Below are 26,638 nucleotides of genomic sequence, written 5' to 3' on the forward strand. Positions count from 1 at the left end.
ATTTTTTTGGAAAATGAAAAAGTAATTTTAACTGATGTAACTGGCAGAGATGGTTTTCAAATGGAAGATTGGGTGGAAACAGAGGATAAAGTCAGGATTATCAATGAAATTATTGCTGCTGGTGTGAAACGAATCGAGGCGACTTCCTTCGTTTCACCACGAGCGGTTCCTCAATTGAAAGATGCTAAAGAAGTAATCAAACAGATTAATCGCGAAAATGTACGTGTTATTACGCTTATTCCCAACGTAAGAGGGGCAGAATTTGCCTTGGAGTCTGACGTGGATGAAGTCAATGTGGTGGTTTCAGTCAGTGAAACACATAATCGGAAAAACGTAAATAATACGGTAGATGAATCGATAGCAGGCATTGCTGAGATAAATCGATTAATGCAATCTGGTGGTAAAAAGGTAAATGTAGGTTTAGCAACAACGTTTGGTTGTCCGTTTGAAGGTCTATATGAAGTGGACCGGGTAACAGAGGTTATTAATAAGCTGACAGCCAAGGGATTAAATAGCTTTATGCTTGCAGACACGACAGGCATGGCAAATCCATTACAGGTTTCCAGTTTTGTAAATAGTCTAAAAGCTGACTTTCCAGATGTGGGCCTTAGTTTACATCTTCATAATACAAGGGGAATGGGACTGGCAAACGTACTTGCTGGTTACGAAGCAGGGATCAGGAACTTTGATGCATCACTTGGCGGAATCGGTGGCTGCCCCTTTGCACCGGGAGCTACCGGAAATGTGGCCTTGGAAGATGTTGCCCATATGTTTGATCAGATGAATATTCCGATTGATCCCGATTTGAATAAGTTGATAGCAGCTGCCAGAGATCTGGAGCAAGTGTTGGGCTATAAGCTACCGGGACAAGTGATGAAGGCGGGTCAATCCACCGATTTGCATCAGGTATAATAGAGGGGAGACATAACGAATGGCATTAGATAATATGAAAGAAAACAAACCATTACAGGATATTAAAGTACTCGAATTCGGTTCCTTTATAGCAGGCCCTTTTTGTTCCAGATTAATGGCAGACTTCGGAGCAGAGGTCATTAAGATTGAATCCCCTGCAAATGGTGATCCTTTACGAAACTGGGGATCTGCTAAGTATAAAGGCGAATCATTATGGTGGCCGATCCAGGCAAGGAATAAAAAGTGTGTCACCTTAAATTTAAAAGAAAATGAAGGACAGGAAATTGCTAAAAAGTTAGTGAAAGAAGCGGATATCGTCATAGAAAATTTCCGTCCGGGTACGATGGAAAAATGGGGACTGGGTTATGATGATTTGAAGGAAATAAATCCTTCTATTATAATGGTGCGAATTTCCGGCTTTGGTCAGACTGGTCCATATAAAGATAAAGCAGGATTTGGGAGTGTCGGGGAAGCAATGGGTGGTCTTAAACATATCACTGGTTATCCGGATCGACCCCCTACTCGTGTTGGGGTTTCCATTGGTGATTCACTGGCAGCAATGTTCGGCGTAATCGGTGCTCTCATGGCACTTCATTATCGGGATCAATCACCGGATAGGCAAGGGCAATTAGTTGATACCGCATTATATGAATCTGTTTTTGCTATCATGGAAAGCAGTTTAACCGAATATATGAAGGTTGGCGCAATCAGAGAACGGACGGGAACGATCTTACCGGGCGTTGCACCGTCAAATAATTATCCTACGAAATGTGGCAAATGGATTGTTATTGGAGCGAACGCAGATAATATTTTTAAACGATTGACGCAAGTGATGAATATGGAAGAGCTATCTGAAGATGAAAGATTTTCAAGCCATAATGCAAGAGGAAAGAATCAGGAGGAACTGGATTCCATTATTTCAGAATGGACAGCAACCTATGAATTGGAACCTTTGACACAAATGCTTGATGAAGCAGGCGTCCCTGCCGGCGGTATTTATAATGCAGAAGATATCGCGGACGACATCCATTATCAAATGCGGGATATGATTTTAAAGATTACAGACAAAAAACTTGGCGAACTCCACATGCCAGGTGTCGTACCGAAATTAAGCGAAACCCCTGGTGCAGTGGAATGGACAGGACCAGAGCTTGGTGAGCATAATGAGGAAGTGTATAAGAATTTATTGGGGTATAGTAATAGAGAGTATGAAGAATTAAAGAATAAAGGGGTAATATAGGTGCCTGTCACTCCCCGAGTTTTGTGGTAATATGTCGAAGAGTTTTTTGCTTGGAAGAATGACCCTGACTTTTTGGATGATTGTGAAGTGAAACTTTAGGGGACGGAGGAACATCCATAAAATAAAGTTAACCATCTCCGCTCATGTCAAGCAACCCAACATGTATCCAAATGAAAGAGAGATATCCCCAAAGCATATGAGTTTTGGGGATGTCTCTCTCATTTAAGTGTAGAAAACCCTAATATTAAAATCAATCCTTATTTTTAATCTCTAACCCCAATCGATAATAACCTTCCATTACCTCCTCAGGTACCATACTTCCACCAGTTCCCCAAGCGATATGTGTTGCATTCGTCATTTTTTGTTCCAAATGTTTATCTTTCAAATATTTTTGCCCGGCCGGATTTTTAAATAATTGGACAGGCCCGTGAACACCAGCAAGTGCGGATGGCTCCAAACGAATATTCTCTGTATCTATTAGGCTGCTTAATAAACCATATAATGTTTGATCATCTACTGTATAACTTCCGCTGATTAAATTTTCCAGCGTCTTACCAACAAAGCCAGACGGTCTTCCAACCGCAAGCCCATCTGCATCTGTAATATTATCGATGCCGAAATCCTGGACTGAAATTTTATCATGTTTACCTGTCATGAGGCCGATCAGCATGGACGGTGAATGCGTAGGTTCAGCGATAAAGCAATGTACGTGATCTTTAAATATCATTTTCAGTCCAAATGCAACGCCACCCGGACCCCCACCAACTCCACATGGGAGATATACGAATAATGGATGATCCTGATCCACGACCACATTCATTTCATCCAGTTGTTTTTTCAATCTCGTTGCCGCTACAGCATATCCTAAAAATAGATTTATCGAATTTTCATCATCCACAAAATAACTATTTGCGTCTAAATCTGATTGCTTTCTTCCTTCTTCTACCGCTTTCCCATAATCAGAAGTATGCTCAATGACGGTTACACCCTTTTCGCGAAGCAAATTCTTTTTCCATTGTTTAGCATCAACTGACATATGGACGGTTACGTTAAATCCAAGCTTCGCACCGATAATTCCGATACTTAGCCCTAAATTACCTGTCGATCCTACAACGATCGAGTAATCAGAAAAAAAGTCTCTGAATTTCTGACTATGGATGATAGCGTAATCGTCGTCCATCGTCATCATTCCATGTTCTATAGCCAAATCTTCAGCATATTTTAACACTTCATAAATACCGCCTCTTGCTTTAATCGAACCAGAAACAGCAAGATGACTGTCACATTTCAATAATAGGTCCCCATCCACTTTTTGCTGGAACATTTCTTCAAGACAACGATGCATTTCTGGTATCTCGACCGTAGGGGACTCGATTATTCCGTTTAATTCTCCAGTTTCAGGAAAGGCCTCAGCGATATACGGAGCAAATCGCTGTAATCTTTCTTCTGCTTTTTTAACGTCCTCTTCAGTCAGTGAAATGTTATGTAATGCATCCTCAAAAGATAAGTAGTTCGGATTTTCCCAAAATACTTCTTTGGTAGAGATGATCTTCTCCAGCAGCGGATAGTCATTTTTCCATTGCTTTATTGTTTTGCCTGCGATTAATTGGTTGTTCATTTGTGTTTGCCTCCTAATGGTAAAATGTCTGGGCTATTATTTGGGTGTTCTTTAAATAAATTATAGTAGAAATAAAAAGAAGTGACCACTGAAGTATAGCTAAACAAATGAGATAGAACCGAAATGCCGATTAGGAACTAAATTGAATTTCTAGTCAAATTAAAAGTTGATATTTTTTATACATATTGACAATTCAGAAATATATAATGTATTATGTATACATAACACAGAATACATGTATGAGTTTATTATGATTTATGGAGTGAAATACATGAAGCCAATTGCTAAAAGGAAAACAACAAAAGAAATGGTCTATGAGCAATTAAAGAGAGCAATCTTAAATGGAGATATCAACCATACCGAAATTTTAACGGAGACTTATTTAGCCAACTCCTTGAATACATCACGTACACCAATTAGAGAGGCTGTTGCAGACCTTATAAAAGAGGGGTTGCTCATTCATATTCAAAGAAAAGGTTTCTGTGTAAGGAAAATTGAAGATCATGAAATGGAACAAATTCTTTATCTTAGATCTTCGATAGAAATGAAAGGGGTTACACTATTAGCCAAAACAGTTTCTTCAGATGAAATAGAAATTCTAAATTCTATTATCTCTGGGCAACAGGATGCAATAAAAAATCAAGACCGAATAAAATATATAGAATTAGATCAAATCTTCCACAGACAGATACTAAAATTTTCAAATCAAAACCTATTGGAAGGCATATTACAGGAACTTTACAATCTAAGCTTATTAATAGGGCATGCGGCTATTATGAAAGAAGGTAGAATGGAAGAAGTTATTCAAGAACATAAAAATATTGTTAAAGCACTGGAAAAGAAAAACGAATATAACGCAGCTGAACTTATGAAAGAACATTTATTGATTACAGGTGCAAGTGTAAGGAAGGGAAAAAATTAGATTTCCTTTATCAAAAAAGAGCAGACATTATGGAGGGGTTAAAATGGATAAATTAAAGTATAAATTAGAGGTTAATAGAAATGAAAAGGAACTTGAGATTACTCGTGCTTATTGTATTGGTTATACTGGAAGAAATAAGGAGAAAACAATGGAACATATAAAGGAGCTGGCCGAGATTGGTATTCCAGAGCCTAAAGAAATTCCGATGCTCTATCCCGTTCGTACGAGTAGTTTAAATCAGGTCCATCGAATTGAAGTTCTTGGAAATGAAACAAGTGGGGAAGCTGAAATAGTACTAGTATTCGGAAATTCTGAAGATGAAGTTTATGTCACTGTTGGGAGTGACCATACAGATCGTGCATTGGAAGAGACTGATATTAATAAATCTAAACAAGTATGTGATAAGCCATTTGCAAAAAAGGCATGGTTACTTAAAGATGTTATTGATCATTGGGATTTCCTGGAACTTTACTCTGAAGTCTACATTGATGGAGAATGGAAGGAATACCAAAGAGATAAAATCTCAATGATTCTCTCTTTTGAAGAAATAAAGGGTTATTTGAATAAAAAAGATGTGCCTTTAAATAATAGCATATTCTTTTCTGGCACGGTTCCGTTACTTGACGGGTTTCATTATGGAACAAAATTTAGAATGATTTTTAAAGACCCTATTAGAAATCAAGAAATTGTATCAGGCTATGACATCAACAATATTGAAAGGTGGTAATGATAATGAAGTTCTCTATCTATCAAATGAATATTATACCAGGTGATCCTAAGCAAAACAGAAGCAAAGTTAAGAAATGGACACAAGAAGTTGTTCAAAATGATAGACCAGACACAATTGTATTACCTGAGATGTGGACTACATCATATACATTAACACATTTAAATGGACTTGCAGATGAGGCAGGTGAGCCGACGAAATCTTTTTTAAGTGAATTAGCAATTGAACATAAAATTAATATTATAGGCGGTTCTGTTGCAAATAAAGTAGAAGATAAAATATATAACTCTAGTTTTGTGTTTAACTCAAAGGGAGAACTAATCTATGAATATAATAAAATTCACTTAGTTCCAATGTTGGGTGAACCACTATATTTAACCGGGGGAACGAAGAGGGTCGAAACGTTTGAGTTGGATGGTGTAAAAATGGGGTTAATTATTTGTTATGATTTGAGATTTCCTGAATTGGCTCGTGCCTTAGCTCTAGGTGGTGCTCAAGTACTATTCGTCGTTGCCGAATGGCCAACTGCACGAAGGTATCATTGGAAAATCCTTCAAATTGCAAGAGCTATAGAAAATCAAATGTATGTCATTTCTTCTAATAATATAGGTTCATTAGATGGAGTAGAATATGCAGGGAAGTCTATGATGATAGATCCATGGGGAGAAGTATTGTATCAAGGATCTGAAAATAATGAGGAAACACTTACTGGCGTACTGAATGTTGAAAGAGTTTCTGAAGTTAGAAAAGAAGTACCAATTTTTGAAAGCCGAGTTCCTAATCTTTACTGAAAAATAACATAATAATATAGATTTTATAAGTAAGGAAGGTGGTGTACTGTGAAAAGATTTGGGATGGAATTCACCCACTTTAAAGAATTTGGATTGAATGATGTTACTAGAAGTGTAAAAGGAGTTTCAGAAAGAATTATTTCAAAAGATTCCAGTGATTAATATTTAGTTCGTATAGAGTTTGCACCTGGAACAGATACTTCAGTAAATGGCGTGCAGGTTCTTGATTATTGGGAAGAAATTATTATTGTACAAGGTTCTATTTATAAATTGACATTGAATGAGGAACTTTCAGGCGGAATAATTGCATCTAGGCTACCTGGGATAAAACATGGTCCATGGAAAACAATAAATGGATGTATTATGTACGAGGCACGTTATTTTAAATAAAATAAAATAAAATAAAAGGGGTTCATTAAAATGAAAAAAATAGTATTAGGGAGTTTACTTATTTTATTAATCATTTTTACCGCGGCATGTTCATCGGATACTGTGGGAGAATCTGGGGATACTATTACATTAAAATTAGCTCACACAGGATCTGACACTCATCAATATCATCTTGCAGCTGAAAAATTTAAAGAGTTGACTGAAGAAAAATCAGCTGGTTCAGTAGAGATAGAAATTCATGGAAATGCAACACTAGGTAGTGAGGCAGATGTAATTGAGCAAGTTATGGATGGATCCGTTGAAATGACAACTGTTGCTCCAGATAGTTCTTTTGCGAATACAGTTCCTGAAATGAATATATTTGGACTACCGTATTTGTTTAGGGACAGAGAACATGCTTATAGCACATTAGATGGAGAAATCGGTCAGGAACTGCTCGATCTTACTGAAGAGAATAATATGAAAGGATTAGGATATTGGGAGATAGGATTTAGACATATTACAAATAACACTAAAGAAATAAAAACTCCTGAGGATATGAAGGGATTAAAAATCCGTGTACAACCATCACCTGTGTGGGAAAACCATATGAAAGCATTAGGAGCAAGTCCAACGCCAGTTGATTTTAATGAATTGTATTCCGCATTAGATCAAGGAATTGTGGACGGACAAGAAAATCCACTCCCAACTATCGATTCGATGAAATTTTATGAGGTTCAACAATACGTTTCACTAACGGCACATACGTATAATCCGGCAATAGTGGTTATGAACAATAATGCGTGGGAAAATCTTACCGGAGAACAGCAAACAGTAATACAAGATGCTGTCGATGAAACAACTAGTTATCATAGAGAATTATTAGCAGATAAAGAGGAAGAAATACTAAACACTCTAAAAGAAAATGGAGTAACAATTACAGAACCCGATCGTGAGGCATTCCGAGAACAAACAGTAGAAGTGAAAGATTCTATCTCTGAAATTCCACATGATCTAATAGAGAAAATTGAGAATAACTAAATGATTTGACGTGGAAGGGAGAGATTTTCTCTTCCAGGTAACTCTTAGTTGATGAAAGGATGTAGCCTAATGACCTTAAAAAGACTAGATGCTATTCTTGGAAGGCTGCTTGAAATAATAATAACTGCTTGTTTGGGAGCAGTAGTTATTATTACATTCTTACAAGTTCTGTTTAGATATGTGCTACAGCAACCTCTTACATGGTCGCAGGAAGCGTTAATGATTAGTTTTGTATATAGTGTGCTTTTTGGGGCAGCTTTAGCTATTAAGAATAATGATCATTTAAAAGTTGATTTATTTGAAAAAATGCCATCACTTTTAAGAAAATTATTTATGATTGTCGAGTTTATTGTTGTGGGTATCCTAATTATTACTCTCTTTTATTATGGGTATCTACTAGTAATGAGCAATCTAGAATCTGGTCAAATATTAGGGATCCTACCCATAAAAAAAGCATATGTTTATATGGCAATCCCTCTCAGTGCTTTATTTATGTTGTACTACCATATTAAGAAGGTGCTCAAATGATCTGGTTAGTTGTATTTCTTTTCATACTTATTTTAATGGGGATTCCTATAGCTTTTGGATTAGGTTTCGTGTCTATTTTTGGAATTATACTCACTGAACCTGACTTGTTAGTTAATGTACCTAGAAGGATATTTAGTGGCATAAATAATTTCACACTGGTCGCTGTTCCATTGTTTATTCTTGCAGGAGAGATTATGACAAAAGGTGGAATATCAAAAAGGTTAATTGATTTTTCGAAGACGATTGTTGGTCCTTTACCTGGAGGATTGGCAATGGTTGTTATTTTAGCCAGTATGTTTTTCTCTGCACTTACAGGGACTGCTATCGCAGCTGCCGCAGCGATTGGTGGCATGATGATTCCAGCAATGAATAAAGAAGGATATGATACTCGCTTCTCTGCAAGTATTGTGGCAACATCTTCTACAATAGGACCAATTATTCCACCGAGTATTGTTTTAATTCTATATGGAGTGATCGCCAGTGTTTCTATTGGAGACCTATTTATCGCAGGAGTAATACCTGGTGTGCTAATGGGACTAGGATTGATGATTTACAGTTTCTTGGTAGGGAAGAAAAATAATTATCGTTCTAGTGAACAAATTGCAACTTTTAAAGATATCATAGTAGGTTTAAAAGACGCAATATTAGCATTAATCATGCCAATAATTATCATTGGTGGAATTGTAAGTGGTATTTTTACTGCAACAGAATCAGGTGTAATTGCAGTAGTCTATGCCATTATTATAGGGATGTTTGTTTACAAAGAAATAAAAATTAAAGATTTATGGCCAATCCTACTAAATACTGCAAAAACAACCGCTACTATCATATTCTTAATTGGTAATGCTTCCTTATTTATTTGGTTCTTGTCTTATAATCAAATCCCAAATCAAATAATAGATATGATGGGTAGTGTAGCTGATAATCCGATTTTGTTGTTACTTGTAATTAATGGTATTCTGTTAATAGCAGGCACATTTATTGATACAATAAGTGCAGTTTCCATTTTTACACCATTATTTTTGCCTGTAGTACTAGCTGCTGGTATAGATCCAATTCATTTCGGAATTATTCTTGCAGTAAACTTAACAATTGGAATGGTTACTCCACCTTTGGGTGTATGTCTCTTCGTAACATCATCAATTGCTGAGATAAGTGTACCAAAGATGTTTAAATATTTAATTCCTCAGATAGTGGTATTACTTGTAGTTTTACTAGTAATTACTTATATTCCAGATATTGTAATGTTTCCGGTAGAGTTATTTGTGGAGTGATATTAGTATTATGCTTATAATTTCTTAAGTTTAATAAAGTTGGTATCACGTTTGTTAGAATTGTTTTGATCAAACAATAAACTATTTTATATTAAAGAGAAAGGGTTCAAATTATATCTGTGACAGTATCTAGATAGCTTGTCACCTTAAATGGTGATAGGCTATTTTTTGGTTATTACTAGATTTAAATCTTCCAATTGCCTTGGATGGTAACATGCTATTATAGTTAACAAATTGGAATGAGAACGGTTTATAATTTTTTTATGATTCAGCTGTGGTATTTTTATGTATATGGATGACAAAATGCTGCTAGATAATTAATTCACTATGATATAATAATGAGAACTCAGAATTCATCGATAGTAATGATTTGATTTTCTCTGGCAAAGCTTGGTATAAACCGTTTTTACCTTAGCAAGTAAATCATTAGAGCTTCAATCTGCTCATTTGTATAACGAAAGGAGAGATTTTCATGAATATATCAATCCCAAAAATCACACTTAATGATGGATTGACTTTACCGGCCATCGGTTTAGGTACATACAAACTTAAAGGAAATGCAGGTGCCAGCGCTATTAATAATGCGATCGATATCGGTTATCGGCTGATTGACAGTGCTTATAATTATGAAAACGAAGGCACAGTTGGTGAAGCACTTAGACGAAGTTCGATTCCGAGGGAAGAATTAAGAGTAACATCTAAATTACCAGGTCGTTATCACACGTATGATAAAGCTGTAACTACGATTCAGGAGTCCCTTTATCGTGCAAATTTGGACTATTATGATTTATACCTCATTCATTGGCCAAACCCAATTCAAGATGATTATGTCGAGGCTTGGCAAGCATTAATAGATGCTAAGAAATGGGGACTGATTCGTTCGATTGGTGTCTGTAATTTCTTGCCGGAACATTTGGATCGCTTGGAAAAGGAAACGGCTGTGAAGCCAAGTATAAACCAAATTGAGTTGCATCCATTTTTCAATCAGGAAGAACAAAGAAAATGGCATGAAGCGAATAATATTCAAACACAGTCATGGAGTCCATTAGCTCGGGTGAAAAATGTTTTGGAAAATGAAACACTCAGAAACATTGCCGACCACCATAACAAGACGGTTTCCCAAGTTATTTTACGCTGGCATTATCAACTAGGGTCAATCTCAATTCCTAAATCCGCATCACCTGAGCGGCAGCTTGAAAATATATCCATTTTCGATTTCTCTTTAAATGAAGCAGAAATGATGAAGATTGCAAAATTAACTCGAACTGATGGCAGGCAGAAGAATCAGGACCCTGCTACATATGAGGAGTTTTAATAGTTCAAAATTAAAATGTCAGCTCTCTTTAAATGGGGGCTGACTTTTTTGAAAACTATATTAAAAATGGGAAAATATGTTCTGTCTAAAATAGACAATCAATGTTAAAATGAGACTTGTACAAGAAGGCTTTCATGGGTGGTGGCTTACTCCCTTTTTTCGAAAGGGGGTGATGCCTGATGACGGTATATGAATCGCTTGTTCTAATGATTTCATTTGGAACGTTAATCGTTGCATTGCTGTCAGATAATAAAAAATAACCACCCTGTGAGCCTGACAAGCAATTAGGGTGGTTATTTCGTAACTCTATTGTGAGTCGCCCCCTTGAAGGGCTATTGTATGTGACCGTTAGTGTATCAGCACTAGCGGTCTCTTTACATTTTATGCAACTGCTCTGCATTTATTATACCCCATATCCCAGGAAATGAAAACAGTGTCACTCCCCGAAAATTGTAGAACGTTAATTACTGTTTATGAAAGCTTTGGTAATTCTTATTCCCGCCAGAGAGGTTAAATACTTCCTTAAAGCCCATATTTCTTAACACATTTTGCGCTGCATTTCCGGTAACTCCACTATTGCAGTACGTTACGGTTGGGATGTCAGGATTTAAGTTTTTAGCTTCAGTTCGCAAGTTGGCTAGTGGGATATTAATTGCTCCAGCTACATTGGAGACTTCAAATTGCTTGGAAGCTCTTGTATCAATAACTTGAAGTTGTTCACCACTTTCAATCCGATCTGTTAATTCTTCTGGTGTAATTAGTTTGTTTTTCTTGTCGATGGCATTCTGCAGAGCCATACCGGTATACATGACTGGATCCTTCGTAGTGCTGAAGGGTGGTGCATAAGCCAAATCTAGATGGAACAGGTCTTCCGCCTTGGCTCCAAATGAGATTGCTGTTACAAATACATCAAGCCGCTTATCAATACCATCTGCCCCGAGTATTTGGACCCCGAGAACTCGGCTTGTTTTTCTGTCTGCAATCGCCTTAATGACCATTTCCTTTCCTCCGAGATAATCTGCTCTGGATGGTTTAATATTATGGAGAACTTCAATATCGAACCCTTCCTGAAGTGCTTCTTTCTCACTTAAACCGGTATAACCTACAGCAAGATCAAACACTCTTAAGATTCCAGTACCAAGAATTCCACGATGCTCCAAATCCCCACCAGTGATTACATCTCCGGCAATGCGACCCATTTTGTTTGCGGTGGAACCTAATGGACGATAAATGGCTTTTCCAGTAATAACGGAGAAGCTTTCGGCAACATCGCCTACAGCATAAACATCCGGAAGATTCGTCTGCATTTTTGTGTTGACTTTAACTGCGCCAGATGCTCCTAATTCAACACCAATTTCTTGCGCCAACTTTGTATTCGGACGTACGCCGGTTGCTAAAATGACCATATCCGATTCAATTGCTTTGCCTGACTTGGTTTCCACACTATTTTCTGAAATCGTACTGGCTTCTTCATGTAAAAGCAGATTTACGCCATTATTTCTTACATGTTCTTCAACTCTTTTTGCCATATCCTTATCCAAGTGTGGCATGACTTGGTCACTTCTCTGAATGAGTGTTACTTCCAAACCTTTATGTGTGAGCTGCTCAGCCATTTCAAGGCCAATAAACCCAGCACCAATTATCGTAACCTTTTGTGGGTTATTCGCCCTCATGTAGGAATCGATACTAGCCGTATGCTGAATGGTGCGTACTTGAAAGACATGTTCTTGATGAACGCCATCAATAGTTGGCGTTATTGGAGTTGCACCTGTTGCAAATACCAATGTGTCGTAATGATCTTCCTTGGTTTCATTCGTATCTAAGTTTTTAACAATGACTTTCTTACTTTCCGGATCGATGGTTGTTACCTCATGTCTAGTTAAAATATTTACGTTGTACCGCTTTTTAAACCAGGCAGCACTTCTGGGGGTCAAAGATTCTAATTCATCTACTTCTCCGCCTAAGAAATAAGGAATCCCACATATCGAGTAAGAAATATCGTAGTCTGCATTGTATAACGTTATCTCCGCATTTTCATCGTTTCTGCGAGCTTTCGCAGCAACAGAAGTACCAGCAGCAACGGATCCGATTATTATGATTTTCATTTTATAAAATCCTCCATAGGTATCGTGTGAATTAATAGTTTATGTTTTATCCTTCTGCTAGCAGCACTGATCTATTCCCAATAAAACAAACTGTGATCCATTTGCAGTTTCATCATTGTCTAGAGTTAATCCTTCCAGCGTATTCTTTACATCTTTATCAATAGCTACTTTTATTCCATTGATTTCTTCAATGATGTCATTCTCCTCCGGTGCATCCATGGATATTCCCAACTGTGGTCCGCAACAACCCGCTCCCATGGAATAAAAGCGAATTCCTTCTCCACCTTTTTCTTCAAAAATTGTTTGTAAATTTTGCTTTGCCTTTTCAGTTATATTCATTTTAAATCCCTCCAGTTTCATTTAATAAAAAACTTATGATTGAGTAACCTTATGATCATTGTTCAAGATGGCTTTCTTTGTCCACGGAATAAGTGCACACCGTCCAGACAGTTCATTATCTATGTTTTTAATCCATTGTTTTTCGCTTGAAGCCCTCATCTTTAAGACCTTGTCTTCTGTTCCCGCTGCAGACAAACTTCGGTTAATGATCCACCATTTTGGAACAATTTGGGCACGTTTAAGATCTTCTTGTAAGCGGGTTGATTCAAATACAGGTGTAGCTTCAGCCAATGTTACAATCACAACTTCTGTTTCTTGTGGATTCCGGAGACGAGGTAATAATGCTTTCACGCTTTCTGGCGTACTACCTGTAGAGCGACTCATCTCTTTATGATAGGCTTCTGATGAATCGAGTAAAAGCAATGTATGACCAGTCGGTGCCGTGTCAATGACAACTATTTCGTTTTCTGACCTTGCGACAACATCAGCAAAAGCGCGGAATACGGCGATTTCTTCTGTGCATGGTGATTCCAGATCTTCTTTTAAGTATGCTAATTCTTCTTCGCCCAAGTGTCCTGCGGCTGAAATGACTTCTTTTTTGTATTTTTCGACTTCCAATTCCGGGTCAATACTGCTGATGGATAAATTTTCATCGACAGCACTATTTTTAAACATGTAATCAAGATGGGATGCTGGATCGGTTGTAGTAAGATGGACCTTATGTCCTTTTTCAGAAAGGCCAACAGCAATGCTTGAGGCAACGGTTGTTTTTCCGACCCCGCCTTTACCCATTGTAAAAATCACACGCGTATTTTTAGCTGAGAAATCATCAATAACGTCACGTAACTCGGCTAATTGATTAAGTTCGATACCTTCATCGTTATCTTCTGTTAAAACAAATGGATTGTCGCTTACCAGTTGTCGTAGACTGGCAATATCTGTAAGAGAATAAGGGACATATGGTATGGATAATGTATCTATTAGCTTTAACGCTTTTGGCATTTCAGCTAAGGCATCCTGCTGACTTCCGTAAAACGCAGCTGCGACTTCATCATTAGTATCATGTGACTGAAGCAGTCCATTAATGATCAGCATATGATTTTGGATCCCGATTTCTCTTAGTTCTGAAGATGCGCGATTTGCCTCAATGAGTGTCGATTCTTCTGGTCGAGCAACCAATATAAGGGTCGTTTTTTCAGAGTCAGAGAGAGCCTGAACAGCTTTTCCATACATATCCTTCTTATCTCCAAGACCTGAAAGTGGTCCCAAACAAGAAGCGCCATGTGTACTCTCTTCCAAAAATCCATTCCAGGCAGTAGGGAGCGACAAAAGTCTTAGTGTATGACCAGTTGGCGCTGTGTCAAATAATACATAATCAAAATTAGTCAATGTCGATTCATCAGCAAGTAAATGTGAGAACTCATCAAATGCGGCAATCTCCACCGTACAAGCACCCGAAAGCTGTTCCTCCATCTGATTCACAACGGATTCCGGAAGTTTTCCGCGATATGGTCCAACTGTTTTTTCACGATAGGCTCTTGCAGACTCTTCCGGGTCAATATTGCTGGCAAACAAGTTTTCCGCCTTAGGAATTTCGGTTGGTTCGCTCCTTAGTTCCACCCCGAAGACATCCTGCAAATTTGATGCTGGATCAGTACTGACGAGGAGTACCTTGTACCCTTGGTCTGCAAGGGAAACCGCTGTTGCACACGCTGCGGAAGTTTTTCCTACACCACCTTTTCCGGTAAAAAACAAAATGGGTGTTTTTACATGTTGTACTGGATTATATAGTTGGTACATATCATTTCCTCCTGGTTAATCAAGATTGATGGATACACGAACTTGAGGTTTTTGCGTAAGTTCTTCCGTTTCCGTTCCAAACCATTCAGCAAAATCCTCATTCGTTGGATATGACCCCACTCTTACTACCTCATTGTCTAAAAGCGTTACAGGCAGTGCATCCGCTCCCTTTTCATGAAGTACCTGATTAACCGTTTTGTTATCCGTAAAAGCTGAAGGATCATTTGCCAGATTATAGCGTGTAATATTTGCTCCTTTTTTTTCTAGAGAATAAACAGCTGATGCAACCCTTGTCAAATCAGGGTCGACACTTGGTCCACAAACTCCCGTGGAACAACACATTGCCGGATCAAAAATTTCAACTTTTTTCATGTATGAACATCTCCTCATTAATATATAACTATATCCTTATCATAAAGTTTCAAAGTGACAGATATAACCCGAATAAATTAGTAACTAGGTTCGAAAATTTCAGGACTATCCCTGCCTTAAAATAGGTCTGCATGAAATATTGGTACAATTTCTCGATAAATAGGGAGTCATCACAGGGCTGCATGTGTATGCAGCCTCGGGAACAAGGTCAGACATGTTTGACATTGACGGTTTCTCCAATTAACAACATGTAATCCGTGTACCTTGTTTTTCCAATTCGTTTAATTTATCATCTTGATCAGGCAGTTGACTAAGGATTTGGCTGACAAACGGATAGTATTCGTTACTCTTATTTACTGAATAAAAAATCCATTGTCCTCTTCGTTCTTCCTTCACCAATCCGACATCTTTCAATTTACGTAGATGCTGACTAATCGACGGCTGACTCACTTTAAAAATTTCAACAAATTCACATACACAGCAGTCGTGGGAATCAAGAATTTTGACCATCGTCAGACGTGTCTTATCACCTAATAACCTCAAAATCATCGCCGCTCTATCCATTTCAATCGCAGTTTTTAACATGACTTAACACCTCCTGTATGTTTCTTTAACATTCTAAGATTATTATATAATGATTTGCTTATATATACAATGAATTGGATTATATTACCGTGACATTTTTTGAGGGCTTAAATATAACTTTTTATGAAAAAGAGGGTCATAATGAGAGGATGCTCACTGCCTCAGTGGATGGATGGTCAATTTTCGTTGCATTTTAGTAGATATTGTCTTATGAATTTATGCTCTCCATAGCGACACAATCGAAGCGGGTATATAGTTTTAAACCGCACGCAAAAAGTAATTATGTGAGACGGCCCCCTTTTTTAGACAATAAAATCTCCCATTCCCACTTTAAATAAAACTGTATACTTGGGATTTATTTGTAATAAATTGACTGCATAGTTCATAAATATAATTCACGCCCAATTTTGTTGTGTACAGTAGTGGAGAATCGTTGCTTGAAAATACGATATTGAGAGATGACATTGTTGGGGATGTGGATTATGTATCTTTTGAAGAGAAGGAGATATCATTGACCGAACGCACCTGCATTGCTGACATGGGTAGAAAGCAGGAAGAATAGTGTGCACTGAATTCCGGTTAAGCCAGAAAGCAGCTTCCCCTTTTATCCTCAAATTTATATCTTGTAATTCTCCCAAAACCAATGTATTATTATATCTTAGTAAACTCATAGGGATAATTAACAGAAATAGGAGGTTATGAGAATGGAAGGTTTATTTATACTGGTTAATATTGTCGTTTTACTAGCAATCATTGGTTTATTAATTAATATGCAAAAGAGACATGTTTCCTTTTCTAAGCGTGTATTTGCCGGTATGGGATTTGGGATTGTACTCGGTGGTATTTTACAGGCGATATACGGGGTTGGATCAGATGTTTTAGTGGGTACTTTGGATTGGTACAGTATCGTTGGGAGCGGATATGTTCGTTTTCTGATGATGATCGTTGTCCCACTAGTTATGGTATCCATTATTCGGTCAATCATTAATCTGGAAAAAACGAAAGAGCTTGGAAAGATGGCCGGATGGGTAATTGGCATTCTCATTTCGACGACGCTGATAGCAGCAGTGGTTGGAATCGGTTCGGCTTTATTATTTGACTTAAATGCTGAACAAATTAAAGCTGGTCAAGCTGAAAGTGAACGTGCAGAATCTATTGAAGGAAGCTACGCGTCGATGGAAGGTCAATCAACAGCACAAAGAATATTAAACTTTATTCCTAGCAATATTTTTCTAGATATGACGGGAGATCGTCCAACGTCTGTCATTTCAGTGGTTATCTTCTCAATTATTGTTGGGGTTGCGGTTCTTGGAGTGCGAAGGAAAAATCCGGAACAGGCAGATATGTTTCTTAAAATTGTCAATTCCTTATATGCTGTCGTCATGCGAATCGTTACCTTAATTCTGCGTCTGACACCATTTGGCGTATTGGCCATGATGGCAAATATGGTTGCAAGCACTAATTTTGCCGGCATTGTGGAACTTGGAAAATTCGTCCTTGCATCTTACGTGGCATTGATCGTTATGTTTGTGATTCATCTCGTTCTTGTAGGTGTATTCGGTTTAAACCCAATGACATATCTGAAAAAAGTAATTCCGGTATTAGGTTTTGCTTTTACATCCCGTTCGAGTGCAGGAACAATTCCGTTGAATATTCAAACCCAGAAAGAAGCACTTGGTGTTGATGAGGGTACGGCGAATATTTCCGCGTCATTCGGTGCAACCATGGGTCAAAATGGATGTGCAGGAATTTATCCGGCAATGCTAGCCGTGATGATTGCACCAACAATGGGAATTAATCCATTATCACCTGAATTCCTCATCCAGCTGGTACTGATCACTGCTATCAGCTCATTCGGTGTAGCTGGGGTCGGCGGTGGCGCAACTTTTGCAGCCATCATTGTACTTTCATCCATGGGTCTCCCGATAGGATTGGCTGGTTTGTTGATTTCTGTGGAGGCATTAATCGATATGGGACGTACAGCACTTAACGTAAATGGTTCCATTGTTTCAGGAACCCTAACATCTAAGGTTATGCGTAAGTTGAATGTGAAGAAATTTAATGATAAAGAATCGGTAACGGAGAGTACTGCAGTGTAATCGGTTTTCTTAAAAACAGTCATCTGTGGAGATGGCTGTTTTTGATGTGTCTTAGATTTTATAATTGATTTGTTGAGCGCATAGATAAAAGTGGGCAGTAGGGATTGCTAATCTCATTTTCTTAGCATATATTTATTTTCCATATAAATATGATAATATAATGGGACATGAAGAGAATCTATTCTAGATAAGAACATTTGGCTGTAAATATTCATAACAATCGAAAGGAGTCAATCATGCATCATACATTTTTAAACAGATTAACAGAGGAATATAATTCAGACTTAGATCACGCAGGCATTAACGGTGAAAGGATTGCCAGCAGACTTGCGGAGCTTTCAAAAATCGGGTCAGAAGAAAATGGAGGGTTAACCAGAATTGGTTATTCCATGGAAGAGAAACAGGCAAAAGAACTCGTTATCAGCTGGATGAAGGAGGCGGGATTATCAGTAGTCATGGATGGGGCTGGTAATGTTTTTGGCAGATTGGAAGGTCAGAAGGATTCCGCTGCCGTGATGTCAGGATCCCATTTGGATAGTGTACCAAATGGCGGCCATTTTGATGGTCCACTAGGTGTTCTGTCAGCACTTGAGGTAGTTGAAGCTTGGAAAGATACAGGGTATACACCACCAGCACCGTTTGAAGTAGCAATTTTTACAGACGAAGAGGGCTCCAGATTTAAAACGGGATTAACCGGCAGTCGATCTTTTATGGGGAAAGTCTCCAATGAGGAATTGGATCACTTAAGAGATGAAAGCGGAAAAACGTTTGATGAAGTCATCGAGGCCTATGGAAGTAACCGGGAATCCTACTTAGAGGCACATGATAAATCTAAGGATTTGAAACTGTTTGTGGAAGTCCATATCGAACAAGGAACAGTATTGGAAAAACACAATGAACCAGCGGGTATTGTTAATGGGATTGCGGGGCCTTCTTGGCTGGAAGTATCCTTTAAAGGAAAAGCGGGACATGCAGGGAATACACCAATGGAAAACAGAAAAGACCCGGTCATTGCGGCTGGTATTTTTGTACATGAAATTGAATCCCTGCCACGAAAAGTGAGCCAAACAGCAGTTGCAACAGTGGGGAAGATGAATGTCATACCAAACGGTGTAAATGTTATTGCACAGGAAGTCAATTTGATGGTTGATATAAGAGATATCACCGAGGAAACACGTGACAAGCTTTTAGAGATGATTCATCAAAAAGCTGAGGAGATTGCAGCTAAAAGAGGTATCGAGGTAACGTGGAATATTAATACAAGAATAAAACCGTTGCCAATAGATCCGGACTTGCAGGGGAAACTTGCGGCAATTATGGAAAAGCAAGGCATCAAGCCAGTGTACATACCAAGTGGTGCCGGTCATGATGCCATGATAATCGGTGGAGAAGTTCCAGTCGCCATGATCTTTACCCGCAGCAAAGATGGGATTAGTCATAACCCGGAGGAATGGTCCAGTTTGAATGATTGCGTGAATACGGTCCATGTGTTGAAACGGTTTGTAGAAGAGATTATGGAGGAAGATTGAGCGGGTTCGAAAGGCAGGGCAGGGGGCGAAGGAAAATTTACCGGCAGATAAACGTCTCCGGCCGGTAAATTCTGTTAATGGCAGATAAATTTGTCCTATGTAGTATATATTGCAGCTACGGAAATTTAATTTCTGTCGAGTTGCATTCAAGTTTAAATTACCCAAAAATAAAGCTAAAGACAAAGAAGTTGCTTCTTTGTCTTTAGCTTAGTTTATATTTGCAAGTAAGGCATTCGCCGAAAGGCTTGGCGCATGCCAGGTTTTCTAATATTACCTAACCTGCCCATTACCATTCATCAGATACTTAACTGTTGTTAAAGCAGGCAATCCCATTGGTCCGCGGGCATGCAGTTTCTGGGTGGAGATTCCAATTTCTGCACCGAAGCCCAATGCACCTCCGTCGGTGAAACGGGTAGAAGCGTTGTGGTATAATGCTGCAGCATCAACGAGCTTCATAAAGGTGGAGGCAGTTTCGGCGCTTTCGGTGATAATTGCTTCGGAATGTTTCGTGCCATATGCATCAATGTGTTCAATTGCTTCTTCCACATTATTAACAATTTTGACTGCAATGTCTGTGCTTAGATATTCATTGGCCCAGTCATCTTCACCGGCAGGCACAGCACTTGGGATAGCTTTTACAGCAACCTCATCACCATGGACAGCAATGTTATTTTCCTTAAACGTTTGAATCAAGGCCTCTTTGTTGGCATCGAACCAATCTTGATGAATGATTGCCGTTTCTGCGGCGTTGCAGACAGCGGGACGATCTGTTTTCGCATTGACCAAGATAGCTAGTGCTTTTTCAACATCAGCTTCTACGTCAATGTAAATGTGGCAATTTCCTACACCAGTTTCCAAAACAGGCACAGTCGCATTGTTGACGACCGCCTGGATCAGCGAACCGCCACCGCGTGGGATGAGCACATCGATATGCTGTTTCATTGTGAACAGCTGCTGTGTTGCCTCCCGGTCGGTGCTGGCGATAAATTGTACCGCCTCTTTTGGAATTTTTGTCTGTTCCAAACCACGGTGGATGACTTCAACGATTTTTTCGTTGGAATTAATCGCTGAGGACCCGCCTTTCAGTACGATTGAATTCCCTGATTTCAGCGCGAGGCCAGTGGCATCCACCGTAACATTTGGACGTGCTTCGTAAATCATGCCGATGACTCCAAGCGGGACGGTAATCTTTTGAACGTTCAATCCGTTGTCCAATGTCCAGTCAGAGTTGATGATTCCTGTTGGGTCATCAAGCTCTGCAACATTACGTAAACCCTGAGCAAATTCTTCCACACGCTCTTTTGTAAGGGTCAGACGGTCCATATAAGCATCATCGTATCCATTTTTACGTCCATTTTCCAGATCTTCCTCATTGGCAGCTAAAATGGTTTCGTATTCGGCATCAAGCACATCTGCCAGTTTGCGCAGTGCTTCATTTTTCTCTTCTGTAGTCAATAATGATAAAGTCTTAGCTGCTTTTTTTGCTTGAATGGCCTGTTCTTCGACGTTGACTTTCTTCATAATTGTCATCTAATTCCTCCTATAAAGAGTTTATACATTTGCGGGCACGGCAATATCAAGCATACATACGAGCTGTTCGCTTTCTATCGCAGGATCCGTGTAGTTTTCCAAATTTATATCTGTATTGCTAATCAATTGGTCCAGTGCCTTGGAAGAGTAATTTACGACCCCAAGACCGATTTCCTCTCCGGTCACATCGAAAATCTTGACGACTGCTCCTTTTCTGAAACGTCCCTTCACGCTGTGCACTGCTGAAGGTTCCAGGCTGGTTTCATTTTTAATGATCGCTTCTGATGCAGCGTGGTTGATTGTCACTTCGCCTTCAGGACCTGAGTTAAACGCAATCCATTGCTTTTTCCGATTTAGATTTTGCGTGTCATCCTGTGGCTCGAAATAGGTGCCGACAGCATTTTTACATACAGCTTCATAAATGATGTTGTCCGTACTTGACTTTCCTAAAAAGGAAGGAATGCCGGATGCCATTGCAATTTTAACGGCCTCAATTTTTGATTTCATGCCGCCTGTTCCGACAGCACTGCCCGGATCTCCAGCCGCTGCTTCGACCTCAGGGGTAATTTCATTCACTTCAAGTAAAAGCTTTGCATCTTTGTTTTTGCGTGGATCACTATCATAAAGTCCATCAATATCAGATAGAATGATTAATTGATCTGCCTCGACAAGTCCTGCCACTTTTGCGGAAAGTGTGTCATTGTCCCCGAATCTTAAAAAGTCCATGGCAATCGTGTCATTTTCATTTACGATTGGAATGATTCCACGATCGAGCAATACGTTTATCGTGTTTCGTGCATTGTTATAACGCTTCTCATCGGAGAAATCACTCCGTGTGATCAATATTTGCGAAGCTACATATCCGTGGGAAATAAAGAGGTCTGAATAGGTTTCGATAAGCAGGCCTTGACCAATGGATGCTGCAGCTTGTTTTTCTGCTAATGAATCCGGACGGGTTAGACAGCCAAGCTTACGATAACCAGCTGCTACCGCTCCAGAGGAGACGAGCAGTACGTCATGACCGTCTTCTTTAACTCGCACTACCTCGTCGACCAGTTTTTCCAGCTTTCGATGACTAACTTCCCCGTTCATGCTTGTTAGGGAACTGCTTCCTATTTTAATTACAATGCGTTTTTTGTCTGTTCCAGGTGTCACAACGTCACTCCTATATATTATTAGAAATAGATTTTGAATCATTGTTTATTTTTTGGTGAAAAGACGATGGGATAAGATGTTTTCCAACATGTCCCACCTATATTTTAATTGGTTCTTTGCTTAATTCTTTGGAGCGGGATGCAGCACTTTTGACTGCTTCTTCAATTGCCATACCGCCTCCGAACTTATCTAATGCATCCAATCCGGCTGCAGTTGTGCCATTTGGAGAAGTGATGTTTTTTCTTAGCTCTGCCGGTGTTTCTTCCCGATTGAGCATCATCTTTGCAGCACCATAAAGTGTTTGTGCTCCAATTTCCCGTACCAGTTTTCGTTCGAATCCTGCTTCATGGCCAACTTCCTCAATATGTTCCATTAGGTTGTAAAAATATGCTGGGCCACTACCTGCTATGCCGGTATACACATCCATCATTTCCTCATCGATAATATACGCTTCCCCGATGCATTTCATCAGTTCCTTAACAAGGAAAACCTGATCCATTGCTACATGATTTCCCGGAGAAACAGCAGTTGCTGATTCCTGAATCATGCTGGAAGTGTTCGGCATTACCCTGATTACCTGCTGGCTATCGTTTAAGTTATCTTCCATATAAGAAGTGGAAATACCAGCCAACACAGAAATGAGTAATTGGTCCGCATGGATTTTGCCACGTAAATCTTCCATTACGCCATCTATATCTTTTGGTTTCATTGCCAAAATAAATATATCTATTGAATTATAGTCCAACTTGTCTTTAGTTACTGCTTTGATTCCGTACTTGCTTTGTAATTCGTTCAAACGCTCCTGATTGCTGCGGTTTGTAACGATAATCTGCTCAGCAGCCAATTTTCCTGATTGTACAAAACCTGAAATGATTGCCTCCGCCATGTTACCCGCACCTAGAAATGCGATTTGTTTGTTATTCAAATTAACAACGCTCCTAATTTCCGTTTTTTTTATTAGCCGTATACTAGCGTAACATGCTCAAATTTAACTTCAAGGGTTTACCAACAAGTCGGGTGCATATCGCTCAAATAATTAAGGTAAGCGGTAACATTCGGAGTTATATCCGTATGATCGTTGCTGAAGAGCTTTAATCGTGTTTTAACGCGAGATATGGAGGCTGGAAAAATGGGGAAAGTGGTTTTAATGGTATTAAGTGGGTTTGAGCAGCAAGCAAAAAGTGTAAGAGCGGGCGTAGATGAAGTGAAGTCGGGAGGCAGTGAAGTTGAACCGGGAGAGTAGGGAATGAAGTCGGGAGGCAACGATGTTGAACCGGGAGAGCGAGGAGAGAAGTCGGGAGCAGTGAAATTGAATCGAGCTGCTGAGAGTACAAGCGGGAAGAAGCCGAATCGAGCGACAGCGGGCAGGTACCTCGTCCCACTGTACGCGCTCGAAGCCCTTGTTTAATAGTTCAAACTCAAATTTTATCTCCATTATTAGGAGCTGTAAAAGAAAGAGCTGTTTACACTCCCAATTAAAGAGGGAAATGCGCCCGAATGAAGAGAATAATCTTTGCGAACATAATCGCTCCCTGAAAAGGCTGTTTCCATCACTCCCGAATCGTCATCCATGGCCGTTCTCTTCTCCATTCCACTTGCACAGGTTTATCGAAAAAGTGAGTTAAGCGCTCACTAGTCAGGACATCCTTACTTTCACCTTGATCGAAGACTTCACCTTGGTGTAACAGCAGTGTATGAGTAAAGACCGGCAGTATTTCTTCGATGTGATGGGTTACGAAAATGATTGTTGGTGCATTATCATCGGCAGCGAGCTTATTTACTGCAGCCATTAATTCCTCTCTGGAAATAAAATCAAGGCCGTTGGTAGGTTCATCCAGTATGAGTAACTGTGGTGTCCCCATTAATCCACGTGCTATAAGAAGCTTCTGCCTTTCACCATGAGAACATGTTTGATAGGTCCGTCCAGCCAATTGACTGCATCCAAGACCTTCCATTATTTTTACAGCCTTTTGAAAATCTTCCTCAGTCGGATTTTCATACAACCCGATTGATGCATATTTGCCACTGACGACAATATTCTCGGCATATTCTGTTCCCTTTATTCTCTCTTGAAGTGAGGAGCTGACCCAACCGATTGACTTTCTTAATTCTCTAATATCGGTTTTTCCAAATATTTTGCCTAGCACACCAATCTGTCCTTTGGTAGGCCAAATATAGCCATTTATCATATTAAGCAATGTTGTTTTCCCGGACCCATTTAAACCAAGTACGGCCCAATGCTCGCTTTTAGATACTTTCCAATTGATATTGGATAGGATTGTTTGATTCTGTCTTTTCCATGTGACGTTCTGCAAATTGATGATTGGTTCCATTTTTAATCTCCCTCGTATTAGGTTGTTATGTAACTAGCTATAATTATATGATTTTATTGCTTGTAGAACTAAATATTTTGATTTCATGCTAGTGGAAACGGGATTATTATATGAGGTTGAAAAGAGTGTTTGATGGGGACCTTGCTGAAGTTTCCGGTGTTATAAAAGCAGTAAAATATAGGAGGATGAAACGAGAATAACCAGACATACTAACACAGACTTTTAAACTAAAGGAGGAGAGAATATGTCCCAGCAGCAAGCACAACAGACACTTCAGCAAATCGCTCAGATTGCTCAGCAACTGCAGCAGCAGGAGCAACAGAATGCCCAGACCTTACAGCAACAAACCCAGCAGGGCGGAGCAAACATGGGAACTCAACAAAACATGGCTCAGCTTGAACAGAATGCTGCCCAGCAATTACAGCAGATCCAGCAACTTGTTCAACAATGCCAGCAACAGATGACACAATAACCTATTTGGTGTGAGAGCCTGTGAACGTTTACAGGCTCTTTTGTTATATAATATAGAAGGGATGTCCCTTTATAGATCATATCAATTTTAACCGTGAATATCTGATTTTCCTCGCAAATTCTGTAGACTATTCCGCGATTACAGGAAATCACGAACCGGATGCTCAGATAAAACCTTTCCCTCTCCCTTGTTATAAAATCTTATTCAAAAACTCCTTTGTCCGCTCAGACTGCGGATTGTTAAATAGTTGATCGGGGTTTCCTTCTTCAACAATGACACCATCGTCCATAAACAGGACTCTGTCACCGACTTCTCTTGCAAATCCCATCTCATGCGTAACGACGACCATCGTCATACCTTCAGTTGCCAGCTGCTTCATTACTTCCAGCACTTCTCCGACAAGTTCGGGGTCCAATGCGGAAGTTGGTTCATCAAATAACATCATTTTGGGTTCCATCGCAAGAGCTCTGGCAATTGCCACCCGCTGCTGCTGTCCACCGGATAATTGTCCTGGATATTGTTCAGCCTTTTCGGAAAGGCCTACTTTTTCAAGCAGCTTCATGCCACGGTCTCTGGCAGCTTCCGTCGTCAGCTTGCGCACTTTTTGGGGTGCAAGCATAATGTTTTCAATTACATTTTTATGTGGAAACAGATTGAACTGCTGGAAAACCATTCCGATTTCTGTACGTACCGAATTGATATTTGTTTTTGGGTCGGTTAAGTTTTTTCCGTCTACAACGACCTCCCCGCTTGTAATGGACTCAAGCATATTCAGGCAGCGCAGAAACGTACTTTTTCCCGAGCCACTCGGGCCGATCACACAGACAACCTCTGTGGGCTGGATGTGGCAATCAATCCCTTTTAACACTTCATTATCTCCGAACTGTTTATGTAAATCGTTTACTTTAATCATTTAATATCCAACCTTCTTTCGATAATGCGCAATACAAAGGACAACGACAGTGTAATAGCCAGATAGAAAACGGCAACCGTTGTATAGATTTCCACGGCATTAAAATGGTTCGATGCGATCAGTCTCCCTTGAAACATCAGCTCCGGAACAAGAATAACAGATAACAGGGATGTATCTTTAATACTGATGATAAACTGGTTCCCAAGTGGGGGAATCATCCGCTTGAATGCTTGGGGCCAAATAATGTAGCGCATTGTCTGCCCGTGATTCAAACCGAGTGATCGACCCGCTTCCATTTGTCCTTTTTCTATTGATTGTACAGAACCACGTACGATTTCAGCGATGTATGCTCCCGAGTTCAAGGCTATCACAACGATCCCCGCCGTCACAGAGTCCATGTTGTATCCGGTAATCAGCGGGAGTGCAAAGAATATCCAGATTGCCTGTACAAGTACCGGTGTGCCGCGTATCACTTCAATATATACTGAAGAAATACCGTAAACGATTTTATTTTTGGAAACCCGTCCCAATCCAAAAATGCCGCCTAAAATAAATCCGATCAAAAGACCGACGATTGAAATTAACAGGGTGTAATAAAGACCTGTTCCTAGTTGTGGTAAAAAATCTATTACACCCGCCCAATTAAATCTACCTACCATTTTTCCACCT

General features: G+C 39.4%; 26 protein-coding genes. 14 read left to right on the forward strand and 12 right to left on the reverse strand.

All coding sequences use genetic code 11. The annotated features are described in order from the left end of the window. The first annotated feature begins 6 nt into the window (after nt 1-6). A complete protein-coding gene (locus A4245_RS04000) occupies nt 7-912 on the forward strand; it encodes a hydroxymethylglutaryl-CoA lyase (RefSeq protein ID WP_067725900.1) in 906 nt (301 codons plus the stop codon). 19 nt (nt 913-931) lie between these two features. Continuing rightward, nucleotides 932-2,152, forward strand: a complete 1,221-nt coding sequence (locus A4245_RS04005; RefSeq protein WP_407668350.1) for a CaiB/BaiF CoA transferase family protein — start codon at nt 932-934, stop codon at nt 2,150-2,152. Nucleotides 2,153-2,402: 250 nt separating this feature from the next. Here the strand turns inward: A4245_RS04005 and A4245_RS04010 are convergent, their stop codons facing one another. Beyond that, a complete protein-coding gene (locus tag A4245_RS04010) occupies nt 2,403-3,770 on the reverse strand; it encodes a D-serine ammonia-lyase (RefSeq protein ID WP_067725902.1) in 1,368 nt (455 codons plus the stop codon). A 271-nt stretch (nt 3,771-4,041) separates the two neighbouring features. Between A4245_RS04010 and A4245_RS04015 the strand changes: the two genes are divergently transcribed. From A4245_RS04015 to A4245_RS20925, 8 genes are all read left to right on the forward strand, one after another. Next, complete coding sequence (locus A4245_RS04015; RefSeq protein ID WP_067725904.1) at nt 4,042-4,692, forward strand: GntR family transcriptional regulator; 651 nt, start codon at nt 4,042-4,044, stop codon at nt 4,690-4,692. Between the two features lie 43 nt (nt 4,693-4,735). Further along, entirely contained in the window at nt 4,736-5,419 is a 684-nt protein-coding gene (locus A4245_RS04020; protein WP_067725906.1) for a DUF2848 family protein, read from the forward strand. Nucleotides 5,420-5,424: 5 nt separating this feature from the next. Further along, nucleotides 5,425-6,210: a carbon-nitrogen family hydrolase gene (locus A4245_RS04025; RefSeq protein ID WP_067725908.1), complete on the forward strand. Its 786-nt coding sequence runs from the start codon at nt 5,425-5,427 to the stop codon at nt 6,208-6,210. A gap of 420 nt (nt 6,211-6,630) precedes the next feature. Then, complete coding sequence (locus A4245_RS04030; RefSeq protein ID WP_067725909.1) at nt 6,631-7,620, forward strand: TRAP transporter substrate-binding protein; 990 nt, start codon at nt 6,631-6,633, stop codon at nt 7,618-7,620. A gap of 69 nt (nt 7,621-7,689) precedes the next feature. Next, entirely contained in the window at nt 7,690-8,148 is a 459-nt protein-coding gene (locus A4245_RS04035) for a TRAP transporter small permease (protein WP_067725911.1), read from the forward strand. After that, the gene (locus A4245_RS04040; RefSeq protein WP_067725913.1) at nt 8,145-9,422 is read left to right on the forward strand and encodes a TRAP transporter large permease; all 1,278 of its coding nucleotides are present in this window, start codon (nt 8,145-8,147) and stop codon (nt 9,420-9,422) included. The genes A4245_RS04035 and A4245_RS04040 overlap by 4 nt, the downstream gene beginning before the upstream one ends. A gap of 472 nt (nt 9,423-9,894) precedes the next feature. Further along, nucleotides 9,895-10,737 carry an aldo/keto reductase gene (locus A4245_RS04045; protein ID WP_067725915.1) on the forward strand — a complete coding sequence of 281 codons (843 nt, stop codon included), beginning with the start codon at nt 9,895-9,897 and terminating at the stop codon, nt 10,735-10,737. A 179-nt stretch (nt 10,738-10,916) separates the two neighbouring features. After that, nucleotides 10,917-10,997 carry a putative holin-like toxin gene (locus A4245_RS20925; protein WP_407668353.1) on the forward strand — a complete coding sequence of 27 codons (81 nt, stop codon included), beginning with the start codon at nt 10,917-10,919 and terminating at the stop codon, nt 10,995-10,997. A gap of 204 nt (nt 10,998-11,201) precedes the next feature. Here the strand turns inward: A4245_RS20925 and A4245_RS04050 are convergent, their stop codons facing one another. The 5 genes from A4245_RS04050 to A4245_RS04070 all read right to left on the reverse strand — a co-directional run bounded on the left by A4245_RS04050 (nt 11,202) and on the right by A4245_RS04070 (nt 15,938). Continuing rightward, nucleotides 11,202-12,842 (reverse strand): FAD-dependent oxidoreductase, encoded by a 1,641-nt coding sequence (locus A4245_RS04050; protein ID WP_067725917.1) that lies wholly within the window; start codon nt 12,840-12,842, stop codon nt 11,202-11,204. Between the two features lie 57 nt (nt 12,843-12,899). Then, nucleotides 12,900-13,181, reverse strand: coding sequence for a HesB/IscA family protein (locus A4245_RS04055; protein WP_067725918.1), 282 nt, complete (start codon nt 13,179-13,181; stop codon nt 12,900-12,902). Nucleotides 13,182-13,214: 33 nt separating this feature from the next. Then, nucleotides 13,215-14,981: an arsenical pump-driving ATPase gene (gene arsA, locus A4245_RS04060; RefSeq protein ID WP_067725920.1), complete on the reverse strand. Its 1,767-nt coding sequence runs from the start codon at nt 14,979-14,981 to the stop codon at nt 13,215-13,217. A gap of 15 nt (nt 14,982-14,996) precedes the next feature. Beyond that, nucleotides 14,997-15,353: an arsenite efflux transporter metallochaperone ArsD gene (gene arsD, locus A4245_RS04065; protein ID WP_067725922.1), complete on the reverse strand. Its 357-nt coding sequence runs from the start codon at nt 15,351-15,353 to the stop codon at nt 14,997-14,999. Nucleotides 15,354-15,593: 240 nt separating this feature from the next. Further along, nucleotides 15,594-15,938, reverse strand: coding sequence for an ArsR/SmtB family transcription factor (locus tag A4245_RS04070; RefSeq protein WP_067725925.1), 345 nt, complete (start codon nt 15,936-15,938; stop codon nt 15,594-15,596). Nucleotides 15,939-16,371: 433 nt separating this feature from the next. On the opposite strand from A4245_RS04070, the gene A4245_RS20745 reads away from it, so the two are divergent. From A4245_RS20745 to A4245_RS04080, 3 genes are all read left to right on the forward strand, one after another. Beyond that, nucleotides 16,372-16,500: a hypothetical protein gene (locus A4245_RS20745; RefSeq protein WP_267886892.1), complete on the forward strand. Its 129-nt coding sequence runs from the start codon at nt 16,372-16,374 to the stop codon at nt 16,498-16,500. Between the two features lie 142 nt (nt 16,501-16,642). Beyond that, nucleotides 16,643-18,037, forward strand: coding sequence for an L-cystine transporter (locus A4245_RS04075; RefSeq protein WP_067725927.1), 1,395 nt, complete (start codon nt 16,643-16,645; stop codon nt 18,035-18,037). Nucleotides 18,038-18,273: 236 nt separating this feature from the next. After that, complete coding sequence (locus tag A4245_RS04080) at nt 18,274-19,566, forward strand: M20 family metallo-hydrolase (protein ID WP_067725929.1); 1,293 nt, start codon at nt 18,274-18,276, stop codon at nt 19,564-19,566. Between the two features lie 270 nt (nt 19,567-19,836). Here A4245_RS04080 and A4245_RS04085 read toward each other — a convergent pair whose 3' ends face one another. The 4 genes from A4245_RS04085 to A4245_RS04100 form a co-directional block, all read right to left on the reverse strand. Then, on the reverse strand, nt 19,837-21,096 hold the full coding sequence (locus A4245_RS04085) for a glutamate-5-semialdehyde dehydrogenase (protein WP_067725932.1): 1,260 nt from the start codon (nt 21,094-21,096) through the stop codon (nt 19,837-19,839). A gap of 21 nt (nt 21,097-21,117) precedes the next feature. Next, a complete protein-coding gene (gene proB, locus A4245_RS04090) occupies nt 21,118-22,251 on the reverse strand; it encodes a glutamate 5-kinase (RefSeq protein WP_067725934.1) in 1,134 nt (377 codons plus the stop codon). Nucleotides 22,252-22,348: 97 nt separating this feature from the next. Beyond that, the gene (gene proC, locus A4245_RS04095) at nt 22,349-23,176 is read right to left on the reverse strand and encodes a pyrroline-5-carboxylate reductase (protein WP_067725936.1); all 828 of its coding nucleotides are present in this window, start codon (nt 23,174-23,176) and stop codon (nt 22,349-22,351) included. Nucleotides 23,177-23,801: 625 nt separating this feature from the next. Continuing rightward, nucleotides 23,802-24,584 (reverse strand): ABC transporter ATP-binding protein, encoded by a 783-nt coding sequence (locus A4245_RS04100; RefSeq protein ID WP_067725938.1) that lies wholly within the window; start codon nt 24,582-24,584, stop codon nt 23,802-23,804. A 244-nt stretch (nt 24,585-24,828) separates the two neighbouring features. Here A4245_RS04100 and A4245_RS04105 point away from each other — a divergent pair, with 244 nt between their 5' ends. After that, on the forward strand, nt 24,829-25,056 hold the full coding sequence (locus A4245_RS04105; protein WP_067725940.1) for a hypothetical protein: 228 nt from the start codon (nt 24,829-24,831) through the stop codon (nt 25,054-25,056). A gap of 190 nt (nt 25,057-25,246) precedes the next feature. Here A4245_RS04105 and A4245_RS04110 read toward each other — a convergent pair whose 3' ends face one another. After that, a complete protein-coding gene (locus A4245_RS04110; RefSeq protein WP_067725942.1) occupies nt 25,247-25,969 on the reverse strand; it encodes an amino acid ABC transporter ATP-binding protein in 723 nt (240 codons plus the stop codon). Next, nucleotides 25,966-26,628 carry an amino acid ABC transporter permease gene (locus tag A4245_RS04115; RefSeq protein WP_067725944.1) on the reverse strand — a complete coding sequence of 221 codons (663 nt, stop codon included), beginning with the start codon at nt 26,626-26,628 and terminating at the stop codon, nt 25,966-25,968. The genes A4245_RS04110 and A4245_RS04115 overlap by 4 nt, the downstream gene beginning before the upstream one ends. Nucleotides 26,629-26,638: the final 10 nt, after the last annotated feature.

Source organism: Oceanobacillus damuensis (assembly GCF_001618145.1).
Classification (GTDB): Bacteria; Bacillota; Bacilli; order Bacillales; family Amphibacillaceae; genus Oceanobacillus; species Oceanobacillus damuensis.